The organism is Rhodococcus sp. NPDC060084, from assembly GCF_042730335.1.
In the GTDB taxonomy this organism is placed as follows: Bacteria; Actinomycetota; Actinomycetes; order Mycobacteriales; family Mycobacteriaceae; genus Rhodococcus.
In genome coordinates, this window is sequence record NZ_JBHWWX010000008.1 from 46171 (window position 1) to 62471 (window position 16301).

Sequence of the window (16301 nt, forward strand, 5' to 3'; positions counted from 1 at the left end):
AGGCGCAGAAAGGGTGATCTGGGGATGAGGACGGGTGTTGTGGACAACTCCCTACGCTCGGCTATCCCAGCTTGTCGGGCAGCCTCAACTCGGGCTTGTCGAGTTCCTCGATGTTGACATCCTTGAAGGTGATCACCCGGACGTGCTTGACGAACCGCGCAGGGCGGTACATGTCCCACACCCACGCGTCGGACATGCGAACTTCGAAGTACACCTCACCGCTCGCGTTGTGCGGCAGCAATTCGACCGCGTTGGCGAGATAGAACCGTCTCTCCGTCTCCACGACGTACGCGAATTGACCGACGATGTCCCGGTACTCCCGGTACAGCGAGAGCTCCATCTCGGTTTCGTACTTTTCGAGATCTTCGGCACTCATCGCTCTCGGTGTCCTCCCAGTCCGGTGTGTCCTGTCATCATCCCGCATCTGCCTCGTCGATGAACAATCGCCGCCGGAACGGGCCCTCCCCGGACACCGCCGCGACGTTCGCCCATGATCGCCGATGCTGCGGGCACGGGCCGCGATCCCTCAGCGCGGCCAGGTGAGTAGGTGTGTTGTATCCCTTGTGTACCGCGAAACCGTACCCCGGTATCTCGCGATCGAGGTCCACCATGATCCGATCTCGCGTGACCTTGGCGAGAATACTGGCGGCCGCGATACAGGCGGCCGCGCCGTCTCCGCCGATGACCGGAAGCGACGGAACCGGCAGACCGGGCACCCGGAATCCGTCGGTGAGCACATAGCCAGGTGCGAGGGACAGGCCCGCGACGGCGCGTCGCATGCCTTCGATGTTGGCCACGTGGATACCGATCGCGTCGATCTCCGCGGCCGGTACCTCGATCACATTCCACGCGAGTGCCCTGCGCGTGATGACCGCGTACAACTCTTCGCGGGTCTTCTCGGTGAGCTTCTTCGAGTCGTCGAGCCGATCGAGCGAGGGGTGCGGCTTCGGGCCGAGGATGCAGGCCGCGATGACCAGCGGGCCGGCGCACGGACCTCGCCCGGCCTCGTCGACTCCGGCCACCGGGCCGAGTCCGCACCGCACGAGGGCGGATTCCATCGTCCGCAGGCCCGCGGACCTGCGGATCACCGGACGAGGGGGCCAATTGTCCAGAACGGTCACGAGGGGATTATCTCCGGAGAATCGATCAGACCCCACCGTCCGGGGGGCAGCACGATGAACTGGGCTTTGCCGATCACGTTGTCCAGGGGAACGGCACCCTGGTATTCGTCGCCGACGTGATACCGCGAGTCTGCGGAGTTGCTGCGGTTGTCGCCCATGACCCATACCGCGTCCTCGGGGACGGTGATCGGTCCGAAGCACCGGCCGGACGGTACGTCGGTGTCGCAGTCGACCACACCGGGCGTGAACGGGTAGTCCATCTGCACATACGGCTCGTCGAGCGGTTTGCCGTCGACGAGGACGCGGCCCTGGTCGTCACAGCACTCGACCGTCTGACCCCCGACTGCGATGACGCGCTTGACGAGGTCGTTCTCGTCGGGCGGCACGACACCGATCAGCGAGCCGACCTCCTGGAGGCCGCGCAGAACGACATTGTCGGAGCGAGTCGAGGTGTATCCCGCCGACCACGAGTCGGGTCCCTTGAACACGATGACGTCGCCGGGCCGGGGATCGGTGAAGCGGTAGCTGATCTTCTCGACGACGATCCGGTCTCCGGTACAGCCCGGGCATCCGTGGAGCGTGGGCTCCATCGACTCGGACGGGATGAGGTAGACGCGGGCGACGAATGTTTGGAGCAGGAAACTCAGTGCCAGCGCCACCACGATGAGAATAGGGAGTTCGCGCCAGAAGGACTTCTCCTTCTTCGTGTCCGTGTTGTCGTCCTTGCGGGAGAATCCACCGCCCGGATCGGCGTCGTCGCGCCGGTGGTGTGCACCGGAGGTTCGGTGGTTGCGGGCGACGGCGTCGTCGCTGTAACGGTGCGCACCCGGACCGGCCGGATCGTGCGGGGAATCTGCCACGACGACAGCCTAGCGTCTGTCCCGACGCTCTCCGAACAGCGACAACCCGGCACGGACGAATGTCCGTACCGGGTTGTCGAACGCGTGGTTCAGCGCGTGGAGATCAGCGCTTTTCCTTGATCTTCGCAGCCTTGCCGCGCAGGTCGCGCAGGTAGTACAGCTTGGCGCGGCGCACGTCACCGCGGGTGAGGACGTCGATCTTCGCAATGTTGGGGCTGTGGACCGGGAAGGTGCGCTCGACACCGACGCCGAACGACACCTTGCGCACGGTGAAGGTCTCGCGGACGCCGCCGCCCTGACGCCGGATCACGACGCCCTTGAAGACCTGCACGCGCTCCTTGGAGCCCTCGATAACCTTGACGTGCACGTCGAGCGTGTCGCCGGGACGGAAGTCCGGGATGTCGTCGCGCAGCGACTTTGCGTCCAGAAAGTCCAGGGTGTTCATCGGTTACATCCTCTTTTTTGCTCGAGCAGAGGAACCTGGCGGCGACCACCGTGAGGCGGGCTCGACCGGTTCATACCCAGGTCAGGTAGGCGTGCCCTAACGGGGCAACCCGTCAATTGTGCCAGACGACGCCGCCGGAGGCGAAATCGACGGGGGTGGCAGCGCAGGATGGACCTCCCGGTCGAGGACCTCCTCGGCCACGACCTTCGAATTCTCCACACTTCCGCGCACCGTCTCGAGCGTCGGAGCCCCCGCCACGAGGTTCTGCACGACGACCTTCGCCCGGACGACGGGGCGACGTACTTTCCGCTCCCGGGCGAGCGACCGAGCCATCTTGCGCGAGTCGGGTGCGTACCGCGCCCGTGCCCACGGTGCCGCCGGACGCGACAACCGGAGCGCACCGACCCACAGCAGCGGAGCGAAGAACAAGCCCACCAGCCCCGTCCAGATCTTCCCTTTGGACAGGACGACCATCGCCAGCAGCAGGTCGATCACCGCACCCACCACCAGCAGGCCGCGGCTGATCAGGTCGCCGGTGTCCTCGAAATTGCCGGCGTCCCCGAGGTCCAGCGGCCGGAGCCCGACGAGCAACATGCCCGTCACGGCGACCGCGACGAACACCGCGTCGACCGAGACGCGGCCTTCTTCGTCCCAATAGACGTCGTTGAGGTAGAAGATCAGCGCGAACTCGTCCAGGGTCAACGCGGCGCCGATCCCGAACAGCGTCGCGAACACGACCCCGGCCGCCAGGCTGCCGTCCTCGTAGAAGCCGATCAGGCCACCACCGGCGATCACCATGGTCACCACGCCGAACACCACATGGTGCACATGGTGTCCGCCGGGACTGATGTTGCCGGGCCACCACCGCACGTTCGCGCGGATCATGCGCACGCTCATCCGGATGAACAAGAAGGCCACCACGAAACCGATGAGGAAGCACAGCAGCGGAAATCGCCCCTGCTCGACGATTTCTCTGCGGAACCAGTCGATCATTCCGGTCATCGCACGACCGGCAGCCACTCCATACAACTCAGCATCGCAGGTGCGGGGCCACGCCGCGGAACAACGCGACCCCGCACCGGGATACGAACTACTTCCCGAATCCGGCTCGTCGCAGCGCCTCGGCCATGGACCCGGCGGCCGGAGCTTCGCTGCGCCGGCCCGACTGCCCGTCGCGGTTCCGGCCGCCCTGTCCGTTGCCCCGCGTCTGGCTGTCGCCCCGGCCCTGAGTGTTGCCCCGGCTCTGGCCGCCGGCCGGTCCCCCGCGGCGTGCGCCGCCCCGGGGCGGACGCCCGTCGGACGCATCGGGCGTGGTCGAGGGCAGTTCGTCGTCGAGGCGGAGGGTCAGAGCGATGCGCTGTCTCGGCACGTCGACCTCGAGGACCTTCACCTTGACCACTTCGCCGGACTTGACGACGTCGTGCGGATCCTTGACGAAGCTGCGCGACATCGCCGACACATGCACCAGACCGTCCTGGTGCACTCCGACGTCGACGAACGCACCGAATGCGGCGACGTTGGTGACGACACCTTCGAGCACCATCCCGGGCTTCAGGTCGCCCACCTTCTCGACGCCCACCGCGAAGGTAGCGGTCTTGAACTCCGGGCGGGGGTCGCGTCCGGGCTTTTCGAGTTCCCCGATGATGTCGGTGACCGTCGGCAGCCCGAACTTGTCGTCGACGAAGTCGTCCGGACGCACCGTACGGAGCGTTGCGGTGTTGCCCAGCAGTTCGCGCACGGCCGTCCCGCTGCGTTCGGCGATCCGTCGCACCACGGGGTAGGCCTCGGGGTGCACGGCGGACGCGTCGAGCGGGTCCTCACCGTTGGGAATGCGGAGGAATCCGGCGCACTGCTCGAACGCCTTGGGACCGAGCCGCGCGACGTCCTTGAGCGCCCGGCGGCTGGGGAAGGGACCGTTCTGGTCGCGGTGCGCCACGATGCTCTCGGCGAGCGACGACGTGACACCCGAGACGCGCGAGAGCAGCGGCACCGACGCAGTGTTGACATCGACCCCCACCGCGTTCACCGCATCTTCGACGACCGCTCCGAGGGACCGGGCGAGCATCGTCTCCGAGACGTCGTGCTGGTACTGCCCCACGCCGATGGACTTGGGATCGATCTTGACCAGTTCGGCGAGCGGATCCTGCAGGCGCCGGGCGATCGATACCGCGCCGCGGATCGACACGTCGAGGTCGGGCAGTTCCTGTGAGGCGTACGCCGAGGCCGAGTACACCGAGGCCCCCGCCTCGGACACCACGATCTTCGTGAGACCGGGCGTGCCGAGCTTCGCGATCAGTTCGGTGGCGAGCGCGTCGGTCTCCCGCGACGCCGTGCCGTTACCGATGGCGATCAGTTCGACGCCGTGCCTCGCGACGAGTTGGGCGAGGGTCGCCAGCGACTGGTCCCGTTTGTTGTGGGGCTGGTGCGGGTAGATCGTGGCATGGTCGACGACCTTGCCGGTGGCGTCGACCACTGCGACCTTGGTGCCGGTGCGGAAGCCGGGGTCCAGGCCCATGGTGGGACGGGACCCGGCGGGTGCGGCGAGCAGAAGATCCTTGAGGTTTGCCGCGAAGACGTCGACGGCATCCTTCTCCGCGGACTGCTTGAGCCGCATCCGGAGATCGACACCGAGCGAGACCTGCAGGCGGGTCCGCCACGCCCAGCGCACGGTGTCGAGCAACCAGCGGTCGGCGGCCCGGCCGCGGTCGGCGATACCGAAACGTGCGGCGATGCGGCCCTCGAAGTACGACGGCTCCCCCGGCTCGGGCTCGTCGGCATCGGGAACGAGCGTCAGGGAGAGCACCTCTTCCTTTTCGCCACGCAGCATCGCGAGGATGCGGTGGGACGGAAGCTGGGTGAACGGCTCGGAGAATTCGAAGTAGTCCGCGAACTTCGCGCCGTCGGTCTCCTTGCCCGGGCGGACGGCCGCTTTCATGCAACCGCGGCTCCACATCGCCTCGCGAAGTTCACCGACGAGGTCGGGGTCCTCCGCGAAACGCTCGACGAGGATGGCACGTGCACCGTCGAGTTGCTCTGCGGAGAACCCGGCGGGATCGGTGCTCGGGTCCGAGTAGAGGGCGTCGGCGACGGGTTCGTGGCCGGCTTCCCGCGCGATCTGCGCTTTCGTGCGCCGCTTGGGCTTGTAGGGCAGGTAGATGTCCTCGAGCCTGGCCTTGGTGTCCGCGAGGCGGATCTGGGCGCGCAGGTCGTCGTCGAGTTTGCCTTGGGCCTCGATCGATTCGAGGATCGCGGTGCGGCGCTCGTCGAGTTCACGCAGGTACCGCAGTCGCTCTTCGAGGGTGCGGAGCTGGGCATCGTCGAGTCCGCCGGTCGCTTCCTTGCGGTAGCGCGCGACGAACGGAACGGTCGCGCCGCCGTCGAGCAATCCCACCGCCGCAGCCACCTGGTGTTCGCGGACGTCGAGTTCGTCGGCGATTCGCCGGATCACGGTGTCGGGTTCGGTTGTCACGACGATCGACCCTACATTTATCCTTGCGAAGCTCCCCGGGCGCCACATCGGGTTCCGGACGGAGCGTCGACGACGGACGCGTGGACGCATGGTGCTGCGCGCCGCACAATGGCATACAGGAGCAAACGATGAATCGGGGTCGCCGGACCGGTGCTCGGTCGTACGCAACGGTGCTGCTCGCCGCAGCAACGGTAGCGGCGTGTGGATCGCAGTCCGACGGGTCGAAAGAGATCGTGCCGGCGCTTGCCGCGCTGAACCCGGGTGTCACGGATACCGACGGTGACGGGTTCGCGGACCTCGCCTTGCAGATGGGCTCGTCCTCACTCGACGTGGAGTCGGTCGCCGACCGCATCGAAGCGGCAGCGACCCTCGCGGAACGCCGGGGTGCCCGGATGACCATCGCCGTGCTGGATCGCAGCACCGGCGCACGCACGGTGGGCGGCGTGGACGAGCCCGTGGAAACCGCATCGGTGGTGAAACTGTTTCTCGCCGACGACCTGCTGTTCCGCGAGTCGACCGGCGAAGTGACACTCACCGAGGACGACTACGACCTCATCGAGAACATGCTCCGGTCGTCCGACGACACGGCCGCGAATCTGCTGTGGGCGCAGCACGGTGGTTCGGAGATGGTCTTGCGGGTTGCGGAGCGGCACAACCTCACCGGGACCACGCCGCCGTTCTCACCGTGGTGGTGGAACACGACGACCACGGCGTCGGACCTGCTCACCTGGTACGACGATGTGCTCGGTGGTCGCGGCGGGCTCGACGACGAGGCGCGCGCCCGGATCATCGGATATCTGACCGATTTCACACCCACAGGATCGGACGGGTACGACCAGACGTTCGGTCTGCCCGAAGGCCTGCCGGGCATGACCGATCTCGGGGTCAAGCAAGGGTGGATGTGCTGCCTCGACGGCGAGTGGGTACACCTGTCCACCGGTTTCTTCGGCGACGACCAACGGTATGTCGTGGCCGTGACGTCGCAGGAGGAAGTCACCTACGAGGAGGGCGATCCCGAGTTCGGCACGGGAAGCATGCCGGATACGTCGCTCTACGACGTGACCTACGACGGCAGCGCCCGGCATGCGCGCGAGACGGTGTCGATGGCGGTGGAGACGGCACTGGGCAGCAGCGCCGACCGCTGAGCGGCAGCGCGCAGGGCGGTCAGGTCTCGTCGGGCAGCAGGTCGGGCCGGCGTTCCCGGGTGCGGGCGAGCGATTGCTCCCGGCGCCAGGCGGCGACCTTCGCGTGGTCGCCCGAGAGCAGCACCGCCGGTACGTCCAGTCCACGCCAACTGGCGGGCCGCGTATAGCTCGGCCCCTCGAGGAGTCCGTCGGAGAACGAATCCTCCTGGTGCGACTGCTGATTGCCGAGGACGCCGGGGAGCAACCTGACGACAGCCTCGACCATGACGAGTACCGCGACTTCCCCGCCGATCAGTACGTAGTCCCCGATGCTCACTTCCTCGACGCGCACGCGGCGGGCAGCGTCGTCGAAGACGCGTTGGTCGATACCTTCGTACCTGCCGCACGCGAAGACGATGCGCTTCTCCTGCGACCAGCGTTGGGCGGTGGCCTGGTCGAACGGCCGCCCCGCGGGGGTGGGGACGACGAGCAGGACGTCGGGGTCGGTGTCGCCGCCGGGACCGGCGAGCACGTCGTCGAGGGCAGGCCCCCAGACGGTGGGTTTCATGACCATTCCGGGACCCCCGCCGTACGGCGAGTCGTCGACGGCCTTGTGGACGTCGTGCGTCCAGTCGCGGAGATTGTGGATGTCCACGGAGATCAGGCCTTTGTCGATGGCCTTGCCGAGGAGCGCTGCACGCATCGGTGCGAGATATTCGGGAAAGATGGTGACGACATCGAGTCGCACGGAACTACCTGTCTCCCTTGCTGTTCCGCTGTGACGCCTTCGAAGGCGGCTCCCCGAAGTCGGGGTCGAGCAGACCTTCGGGCGGATCGATCTCGATGACACCGTCCGCGAGAGACACGGTCGGCACGATGTCGGTGACGAACGGGATCAGCAGTTCCGCGCGCTCGTCGTCGACGGGACGGAGCGAGAGCAGTTCACCGGCAGCCGTGTGCAGCACCTCGCGCACGGTGCCCACCACGGTGCCGCCGTCGGGACGGCCGGCGACGATGCGCACCGACAGCCCTTCGAGTTCGTGATCGTAGAATTCGTCGGGATCGTCGGACGGCCCCAGGTCGTCGCTGTCGACGACGAACAGGGTTCCGCGCAGCGCGTCCGCCGTGCTGCGATCGTCAACCCCGGTCAAGCGCAGCAGAAGCCGCCCGGAATGCTCCCGGGCGGCTTCTACCGTGTAGTCCTGCAGGTTCTTCTCGCGGGGTTTGCGGCCACGCAGGACCGCACCCACAGCAAAGCGCTCCTCGGGTTCGTCGGTGCGAACCTCGACGACCACCTCACCCTTGATGCCGTGCGACTTCGCCACCCGGCCTACCACGAGCTCCACCTGCATGCGCCTATCGGTCGGTGTCGACGACGTCGACGCGAATGCCCCGGCCACCGATGCCGGTGACGAGGGTCCGCAGCGCGGTGGCGGTACGCCCACCACGACCGATCACCTTGCCGAGATCGTCGGGGTTGACGTGAACCTCGACGGTGCGTCCCCGTCGGCCTGTGATCAGGTCGACGCGGACGTCATCGGGGTTGGCGACGATTCCACGAACAAGATGCTCGACGGCGTCGGCGACCACGGTGCTCATTACTCGGCGGCCTCGGTGGACTCGGCCTCGGCGGCCTCTTCCTTGGCAGCCTTCTTCTTCTTCGGGGTGGTCGCTGCGGCGGCCGGCTCGTTCTCGGCCTGCGCGAGAGCGGCCTGGAACAGCTCGAGCTTGGACGGCTTGGGCTCTGCGGTCTTCAGGGTGCCCTCGGTGCCCGGCAGGCCCTTGAACTTCTGCCAGTCACCGGTGATCTTCAGAAGGTTGAGGACGGGCTCGGTCGGCTGTGCGCCGACGCTCAGCCAGTACTGCGCGCGCTCCGAATCGATCTGGATCAGCGACGGCTCTTCCTTGGGGTGGTACTTGCCGATCGTCTCGATCGCCCGGCCGTTGCGACGGGTACGCGAGTCCGCGATGACCACGCGGTACTGCGGGTTGCGAATCTTGCCGAGACGGGTGAGCTTGATCTTCACAGCCATGGCTGAGTTCTCCTTCGAAGCGCACAAGGCGCATGTCACGTGCAATTCGGACGGCGCACCCTTTTGGCACGCCCGGTTTTGCCTCTAACCTGTGACCGCCGCGCGGTACGTAACCGGATGCGACGACAGCGGTCCATTCTGCCAGATCGCCGAGCCAGGACGAAACCGGAGGTCACGCGAGTGACGCACTCCGCGTGACGACCGCACCGCGGAGGACGACGAGATCCGGACGTGCTGCCGCGGGGTCCCGGCGCGGGTCCTCGGTGTAGACGATGAAGTCGGCCGGAGTGCCCGGCTCGAGGCTGGGGTGGCCGAGCCACGTCCGGGCCGCCGACCCGGCCGCGTCGAACGCTTCGGTCGGGCCGAGACCCACGCGGGCGAGTGCGGCGATCTCGTCCGCGATCCGGCCGTGCCGGACGTGCCCACCGGCGTCCGTGCCGGCATAGATGGGGACCCCGGCGTCGTGGGCCGCGCCGATCGTGTCGGCGACGCGGGCGTGCAAATCCCGCATATGCGCGGCATACACTGGGAAACGCGTTGCGGAATCGGCGATTTCGGGGAAGTTGTCGATGTTGACCAGCGTCGGGACGAGCGCGGTGCCCGCTGCCGCCATGGTCGCGATCGTCTCGTCGGTCAGGCCGGTGCCGTGCTCGATGCAGTCGATCCCCGCGGCGAGCAGACCCGGCAACGCGTCTTCACCGAACACGTGCGCGGTGACGCGGGCGCCCTCGCGGTGTGCCGCGGCGATCGCCTCGACGAGGATGGCATCGCTCCACAACGGCGCCAGGTCGCCGCTCCCCCGGTCGATCCAGTCGCCGATCAGTTTGACCCAGCCGTCGCCGGCGCGCGCCTGCCTCACCACCTCCGCGGGAAGTTGCGATTCGTCGTCCAGTTCGACCGGCAGACCCCGGATATACCGCTTCGGGAGTGCGATGTGACGGCCGGCGCGGACGATCCGCGGCAGGGCCGGATCGTCGTCGAAGCTGCGCGTGTCGGCGGGAGACCCGGCGTCGCGGAGCAACAGGACGCCCGCGTCCCGCTCGACGATCGCCTGCGCGAGGGCCCCGGCAGCGTCTTCGATGCCGCCGCCGTAGCGGATTCCGACATGGCAGTGGGCATCGACGAGACCCGGCAGAATCCACCCGCCGGTCGACGCAACCTCGGCGCCGGGAATCAGCTCGGACGCAAACATGCCGTCCGAGCCGACCCACAGTTCGACGGGCTCACCGTCGAGCGTCTTTCCCCGAACCGCGAATGCCTCGGCGGTCCCCCCTGCCACCGGTCGCTACTTCTTCGGCAGCTTGAACTGCGAGAGGTCGAATCCCTCGAGGCCGGGCGGCAACTCGTCGAGACCCTTCGGCATCTTCGACAGATCCGGCATGCCACCCGGAAGTCCGCCGGGCAGGCCCGGGAAGCCGCCGGGCAAGCCGCCCCGCACCTTCGGCGGAGTGGGCCCGCGGCCGCCCTTCTTGCCCTTCTTGCCCTTCTTGGACCGCTGGTTCTTGCGAGAGCCCATGCCCATCTGGCCGGCCATCGCCGTCATCATCTTGCGGGCTTCGAAGAAGCGGTCGACGAGCTGGTTCACGTCGGAGACCTTCACGCCGGAACCGTTGGCGATACGGAGACGACGCGAACCGTTGATGATCTTCGGGTTCGCCCGCTCGGCCGGGGTCATGCCGCGGATGATCGCCTGGATGCGGTCGAGCTGCTTCTCGTCGACGTTGGCCAGCGCGTCCTTCATCTGGCCCGCGCCGGGCAGCATGCCCAGGAGGTTTGCGATCGGCCCCATCTTGCGGACGGCCATCATCTGGTCGAGGAAGTCCTCGAGCGTGAGCTCTCCCGAACCGATCCGGTTGGCCGTGGCTTCGGCCTGCTCGGCGTCGAAGACCTGCTCGGCCTGCTCGATGAGGGTGAGCACGTCGCCCATGCCGAGGATCCGGCTCGCCATGCGCTCGGGGTGGAAGACGTCGAAGTCTTCGAGCTTCTCACCGGTCGACGCGAACATGATCGGCTGACCGGTCAGTTCGCGGACGCTCAGGGCGGCGCCACCGCGGGCATCGCCGTCCAGCTTGGTCAGCACGACGCCACTGAATCCGACGCCGGCACGGAAGGCCTCGGCGGTGCTGACGGCATCCTGGCCGATCATCGCGTCGAGGACGAACAGCACCTCGTCGGGATCGACCGCATCGCGGATCCCGGCGGCCTGAGCCATCAGTTCCTCGTCGATGCCGAGACGACCGGCGGTGTCGACGATCACGACGTCGTACTGCTTGCTCTTCGCCTCGGCGATGCCCTGCTCGGCCACCGCGACGGGGTCTGCCGCCGTGATGCCCAGAGCGTTCTCGCCGCCGCCGATGGACGTTCCGGGGTGGGGCGCGAACACCGAGACCCCGGCGCGTTCACCGACCACCTGAAGCTGCGTCACGGCACCGGGCCGCTGCAGGTCGCACGCGACGAGCAGTGGCGTGTGGCCCTGATCCTTCAGCCACTTCGCCAGCTTGCCGGCGAGGGTCGTCTTACCGGCACCCTGCAGACCGGCGAGCATGATGACCGTCGGAGGGGTCTTCGCGAAGCGCAGCCGGCGCGTCTCACCGCCGAGGATCGTGACGAGTTCCTCGTTGACGATCTTGACGACCTGCTGCGCGGGGTTGAGCGCGCCGTGCACCTCGGCACCCTTGGCGCGTTCCTTGATCTTCTTGATGAACTCGCGCACAACGGGAAGGGCGACGTCGGCCTCGAGAAGCGCGAGGCGGATCTCGCGGCACGTGGCGTCGATGTCTGCGTCGGACAGGCGTCCCTTGCCCCGCAGGTCCTTCAGGACCCCTGTCAACCTGTCGGAAAGGGATTCGAACACCGAATGCGCTCCTGGGCTATGACGAAGATGCGGACAATTCTGCGAACCAGGGTAGCCGCTCCCGATCCACAAGCATCGAGTGCGGCCACCCAGCCGGCAGGATCACGGTCGTTCAGGACTCCGTTGCGGGCTTCTTCGGCTCGGCCGTAGGCAGGACGGCGAGGAGCTCACGCTCGAGGCGCTCACGCGACGCTCGTGTGTCGAGCCCGGTCAGGTCCACTCCGAAGGCGTCGACCACGGTCGTGCCGAGCGTGGTCACCCGCGCCCAGCGCACATCGGCGCCGACCCGTTCGAACACATCGGCCAGCCGGCACAACAGTCCGAGGCGGTCCTCCGCGCGCAGTTCGAGCACCACCTGTCCGGGCTCGGACGCGTCGAACCAGATCAGGCGCGGTGGCGCCTGCGCGTACATGCCGGGCACGGCGTGCTCGGCCCGCTCCGGAGTCCGGCCTTCCCGCGCGGCGCGGTCTTTCGCGTCGAGTTCGGAGAGCAGGTCCAGGTCTCCGGATCGAGCTCGGCCGAGTTCCTGCCGGAGCAGGCTCGCCTCCGGTGGTGCACCGAATCGGGGCACCACCACAAAGGTGTTGACCGTGCTGCCGGCATGGCTGCCGATCGACGCGGACAGCACCCGGAGTCCGTGCAGGGCAAGGACACCCGCCTCGTCCGACAACACGCCTCGTTCGTCGGGAGCGATGAAGGTGGCCGAGTAGCTGCGGCCGTCCTCGCGGGGATCGAGCGCGACATGCGTGGTGCCCTCCGCGGCCAGCGCCGCCAGTTCCGGATCGATGGGGTCGGGAACGGGAAGCTCCTCACCGGCCATCATCATGCGGCACCGCCGCACCAGTTCCCGCATCAGCGACGCCTTCCAGTCACCCCACACCCCGGGTCCGGTGGCCTGTGAATCGGCTTCCGCGAGCGCGTGGAGCAGTTCGAGCAGGACGGGGTCACCGTCGAGCGCCTCGACCACCGACGCCACCGTCTCCGGGTCGTCGAGGTCGCGCCGGGTCGCGGTGTGCGGCAGCAGCAGGTGGTGGCGCACCATCGCGGTGAGCATGCCGAGATCCGACGGCCACAGTCCCATGCGCCTGCCGATCTGCTGGGCCAGTTCGGCCCCGACGACGCTGTGGTCTCCGCCCCTTCCCTTGCCGATGTCGTGCAGGAGAGCGCCGAGCACGAGCAGGTCGGGACGCGCGACGCGCGTCGTCAGTTCGCTCGCATACACCGCGGTCTCGACGAGGTGCCGGTCGACGGTCCACGTGTGGATCGCGTCGCGCGGCGGCAGGTCGCGCACCGCGCCCCATTCGGGGAGCAGTCGGCCCCACAGGCCCGTCCGGTCGAGCGACTCGATCACGTCCACTGCGCGTCGCCCGGAACCGAGCAGCACGAGCAGGTCGTTGAGCGCTTCCCGCGGCCACGGTTCCCGGAGTTCGGGTGCGTTGTCCGCGAGCCTGGTCAGGGTGGCCGCGGAGATCGGCAGGCCGGACTGCGCTGCGGCGGCAGCGACCCGCGTGATCAGTCCCGGGTCGCGACGCGGATGTGCGTCCCGCGCGAGAGCGACCTCTCCCCCGTGCTCGACGACGCCCTCGTCGAGTGGCCTGCGCACCGGTCCGCGCCGCAACCTCGACAGGCCCTTGCGTGGAAGCGAGTTCGCGGCGGTCCGGAGCCCGACGTCCACCGAATAGCTCACGGTGCGCGCGGATTCGGTGAGCACGCGCGCGAGGTCGAAGCGGTCGCCGATGCGGAGCGCCGCCCCGATCTCGTCGGCGTCCTGCGCACGGAGCTGGTCGCGGCCGCGTGCCGCGACGCGGTGGAGTTCGGTACGCACGTCGAGGAGCCGGCGGTGCGCGGCGGCGAGACCGCCACCGGGCACGTCCGGACCGAGTCCCGGCATGCCGTCGGTGAGCTGCGCGACGGACAGGGCATTGAGCAGCTGTACGTCCCGCAGCCCTCCGCGGCCGCTCTTGAGGTCGGGTTCGGCGCGGTGCGCGATCTGCCCGCTGCGCCGCCATCGGGTCTCTGTCATCTCGAGCAGTTCGTCGAAGCGGGAGCGGATCCCGGTACGCCACTGGCGCCGCACCCCGCCGATCAGCAGGTTGCTCAGCTCCACGTCACCGGCGATGTGCCGGGCTTCGAGCATCCCCAGCGCCGCCGTGAGGTCCGAGGAGAACACCTGCAGCGCCTGCGGGACCGTGCGCACACTGTGGTCGAGTTTGATGTGGGCGTCCCACAGCGGGTACCAGAGCTTGTCGGCGACCTGGGACACCACGGCGCTGTCCATGTCGTCGTGAAGGAGGATCAGGTCCAGATCCGAGTACGGCAGCATCTCGCGACGGCCCAGACCACCCACCGCGACGATCGCGAATCCACAGTCGTGCTTGATGCCGAGCTCGGCACCCTTCGTGGTCAACCAGAATTCGTGCAGGTCGACCAGTGCGTGCCGGAGTGCGGGCGTATCGAGGCGCCGGTTCCGGGAGGTGCCGGCCAGGAGGGCATCGCGGGCGGCGGCGAGGTCGGCCGCTCCGGAGTGTGCGGTGTTGTGGCCCGAAGACACCGAGGGCCCCGGTCCCGCCGCCGAAGCGGCGGGGCCAGGGCCTCGAGTTCCGGACCCGTGGGGGTCAGAGTGCATCCGTTCCTCGTTCTCCGGTACGAACTCGGACCACCGACTCGACGGGGGTGATCCACACCTTGCCGTCGCCGATCTTGCCGGTGCGGGAAGCCTCGACGATGGTCTCGACGACCTTCTCGACCGCCGAGTCGTCCACGACGACCTCGACGCGCACCTTGGGCACGAAATCGACGGAGTACTCGGCGCCGCGGTACACCTCGGTGTGACCCTTCTGGCGCCCGTAGCCCTGCACCTCGCTGACGGTCATGCCGAGCACGCCCGCCTGTTCGAGACCCGCTTTGACATCCTCGAGCGTGAACGGCTTGATGATTGCCGTGATCAGCTTCATATCCTCATCCTTCCCAGTGCCCACTGGCTACTGCGATCACTGCCCGCTGTCTTGGTCTTCTTATCACTTCGGTGCGTTGGAGAAGTCGTTCACTTCAACGCGGTGGCGAAGTCGTATGCGGATTCCGCATGCTCGGCTTCGTCGATTCCGCGGGCTTCTTCCTCGTCCGTCACACGCCAGCCGAGCGGCTTGAGGGCGTATGCGATCACGAGCGTGACGACACCGGTGAACACCAGGGCGACGACCGCGATGACGATCTGGACCACGAGCTGCTTGTAGTCGCCGCCGTAGAACAGGCCGGTCTCGGTTCCCAGGAACCCGATGGCGACGGTGCCCCACAGGCCGGAGACGAGGTGCACGCCGACGACGTCGAGCGAGTCGTCGTAGCCGAACTTGTACTTCAGGCCGACGGCCAGGGCGGACAGCACACCGGCGATGACACCGAGGGCGATCGAGCCGACCGGGCTCAGCGAGCCGGCTGCCGGAGTGATGGCGACCAGGCCGGCGACGGCACCCGACGCGGCACCGAGGCTGGTGGCCTTGCCGTCACGCAGTCGTTCGGTGAGGAGCCAGCCGAGGATCGCGGCGGCGGTTGCGGTGGTGGTGTTGACCCAGGCGAGACCCGCGGTTCCGTCTGCGGCGAATGCCGAACCGGCGTTGAAGCCGAACCAGCCGAACCACAGCAGGGCGGCGCCGAGCATGACGAACGGGAGGTTGTGCGGGCGGAACGCGGTGCGTCCGAAGCCGGCGCGCTTACCGACCACCAGCGCCAGCACGAGGGCTGCGACACCGGCGTTGATGTGGACCACGGTGCCACCGGCGAAGTCGATCGGTGAGACCGTGGCAACGAGCCCACCTTCACCGTCGTCCGACGTGCCGAACAGCTTGGCCGCGAGGCCGTCTTCCGAACCGGAGAGCAGGCCGCCACCCCACACCATGTGGGCGAGCGGGAAGTAGGCGCAGGTGACCCAGATCGCCGCGAACGCCATCCAGGTTCCGAACTTGACGCGCTCCGACAGAGCACCGCTGATCAGCGCGGTGGTGATGATCGCGAAGGTCACCTGGAAGCCGATGTCGATGATCTGCGGGTAGTTTCCGAGACCGGGCAGGAACTCGCCGCTCTCGTCGTAGATCGCACCCTGCAGACCGAAGTGCTGGAACGGGTTCGCGAAGATGCCGGCGATGTCTTGCGAGCCGTAGGACATCGACCAGCCCCACAGGACGTAGACGACGCCGATCACGGCCATCGCCCCGAACGACATCATCATCATGTTCAGGACGGATTTCGCCCGGGACATTCCGCCGTAGAAGAACGCCAGGCCCGGTGTCATCAACAGCACGAGCGACGCTGCCATCAGCATCCATGCTGCGTCCCCGGTGTTCACCACTTCCTCCACTTGCAACCTCCCTGTTGGTCGCGCCGGACGGCGCGTCGTCATCG

The 16301-nt window shown here is 67.8% G+C and carries 16 protein-coding genes; 1 reads left to right on the forward strand and 15 read right to left on the reverse strand.

What is annotated here, in order from left to right:
• Positions 1-61: 61 nt before the first annotated feature.
• The 6 genes from ACFWBU_RS06935 to ACFWBU_RS06960 form a co-directional block, all read right to left on the reverse strand.
• Positions 62-376, reverse strand: coding sequence for a DUF2469 domain-containing protein (locus tag ACFWBU_RS06935; RefSeq protein WP_072698634.1), 315 nt, complete (start codon positions 374-376; stop codon positions 62-64).
• 37 nt (positions 377-413) lie between these two features.
• Positions 414-1112 carry a ribonuclease HII gene (locus ACFWBU_RS06940; protein WP_378527935.1) on the reverse strand — a complete coding sequence of 233 codons (699 nt, stop codon included), beginning with the start codon at positions 1110-1112 and terminating at the stop codon, positions 414-416.
• A 5-nt stretch (positions 1113-1117) separates the two neighbouring features.
• Positions 1118-1981: a signal peptidase I gene (gene lepB / locus ACFWBU_RS06945; protein WP_296550958.1), complete on the reverse strand. Its 864-nt coding sequence runs from the start codon at positions 1979-1981 to the stop codon at positions 1118-1120.
• 103 nt (positions 1982-2084) lie between these two features.
• Entirely contained in the window at positions 2085-2426 is a 342-nt protein-coding gene (rplS, locus tag ACFWBU_RS06950; RefSeq protein WP_072698636.1) for a 50S ribosomal protein L19, read from the reverse strand.
• 96 nt (positions 2427-2522) lie between these two features.
• Complete coding sequence (locus ACFWBU_RS06955; protein ID WP_206038754.1) at positions 2523-3419, reverse strand: hypothetical protein; 897 nt, start codon at positions 3417-3419, stop codon at positions 2523-2525.
• A gap of 97 nt (positions 3420-3516) precedes the next feature.
• On the reverse strand, positions 3517-5895 hold the full coding sequence (locus ACFWBU_RS06960; protein WP_169652432.1) for a Tex family protein: 2379 nt from the start codon (positions 5893-5895) through the stop codon (positions 3517-3519).
• Positions 5896-6023: 128 nt separating this feature from the next.
• Here ACFWBU_RS06960 and ACFWBU_RS06965 point away from each other — a divergent pair, with 128 nt between their 5' ends.
• The gene (locus tag ACFWBU_RS06965) at positions 6024-7040 is read left to right on the forward strand and encodes a serine hydrolase (protein WP_378527878.1); all 1017 of its coding nucleotides are present in this window, start codon (positions 6024-6026) and stop codon (positions 7038-7040) included.
• A 19-nt stretch (positions 7041-7059) separates the two neighbouring features.
• On the opposite strand, the gene trmD is transcribed toward ACFWBU_RS06965, so the two are convergent.
• The 9 genes from trmD to ACFWBU_RS07010 form a co-directional block, all read right to left on the reverse strand.
• A complete protein-coding gene (gene trmD, locus ACFWBU_RS06970; RefSeq protein WP_378527879.1) occupies positions 7060-7767 on the reverse strand; it encodes a tRNA (guanosine(37)-N1)-methyltransferase TrmD in 708 nt (235 codons plus the stop codon).
• Positions 7768-7771: 4 nt separating this feature from the next.
• Positions 7772-8365, reverse strand: coding sequence for a ribosome maturation factor RimM (gene rimM / locus ACFWBU_RS06975; RefSeq protein WP_169620715.1), 594 nt, complete (start codon positions 8363-8365; stop codon positions 7772-7774).
• A gap of 10 nt (positions 8366-8375) precedes the next feature.
• Positions 8376-8618: an RNA-binding protein gene (locus ACFWBU_RS06980; protein WP_072698641.1), complete on the reverse strand. Its 243-nt coding sequence runs from the start codon at positions 8616-8618 to the stop codon at positions 8376-8378.
• Complete coding sequence (gene rpsP / locus ACFWBU_RS06985) at positions 8618-9052, reverse strand: 30S ribosomal protein S16 (protein ID WP_378527880.1); 435 nt, start codon at positions 9050-9052, stop codon at positions 8618-8620. Before rpsP ends, ACFWBU_RS06980 begins: the two co-directional genes overlap by 1 nt.
• Positions 9053-9224: 172 nt before the next feature.
• Complete coding sequence (locus ACFWBU_RS06990; RefSeq protein ID WP_378527883.1) at positions 9225-10331, reverse strand: amidohydrolase family protein; 1107 nt, start codon at positions 10329-10331, stop codon at positions 9225-9227.
• A 6-nt stretch (positions 10332-10337) separates the two neighbouring features.
• Positions 10338-11906 carry a signal recognition particle protein gene (ffh, locus tag ACFWBU_RS06995; RefSeq protein ID WP_169652434.1) on the reverse strand — a complete coding sequence of 523 codons (1569 nt, stop codon included), beginning with the start codon at positions 11904-11906 and terminating at the stop codon, positions 10338-10340.
• 112 nt (positions 11907-12018) lie between these two features.
• Entirely contained in the window at positions 12019-14532 is a 2514-nt protein-coding gene (locus tag ACFWBU_RS07000; protein WP_296550956.1) for a [protein-PII] uridylyltransferase, read from the reverse strand.
• Complete coding sequence (locus ACFWBU_RS07005) at positions 14522-14860, reverse strand: P-II family nitrogen regulator (RefSeq protein WP_169620532.1); 339 nt, start codon at positions 14858-14860, stop codon at positions 14522-14524. The genes ACFWBU_RS07000 and ACFWBU_RS07005 overlap by 11 nt, the downstream gene beginning before the upstream one ends.
• 89 nt (positions 14861-14949) lie before the next feature.
• Positions 14950-16257, reverse strand: a complete 1308-nt coding sequence (locus tag ACFWBU_RS07010) for an ammonium transporter (protein WP_169620531.1) — start codon at positions 16255-16257, stop codon at positions 14950-14952.
• Positions 16258-16301: the final 44 nt, after the last annotated feature.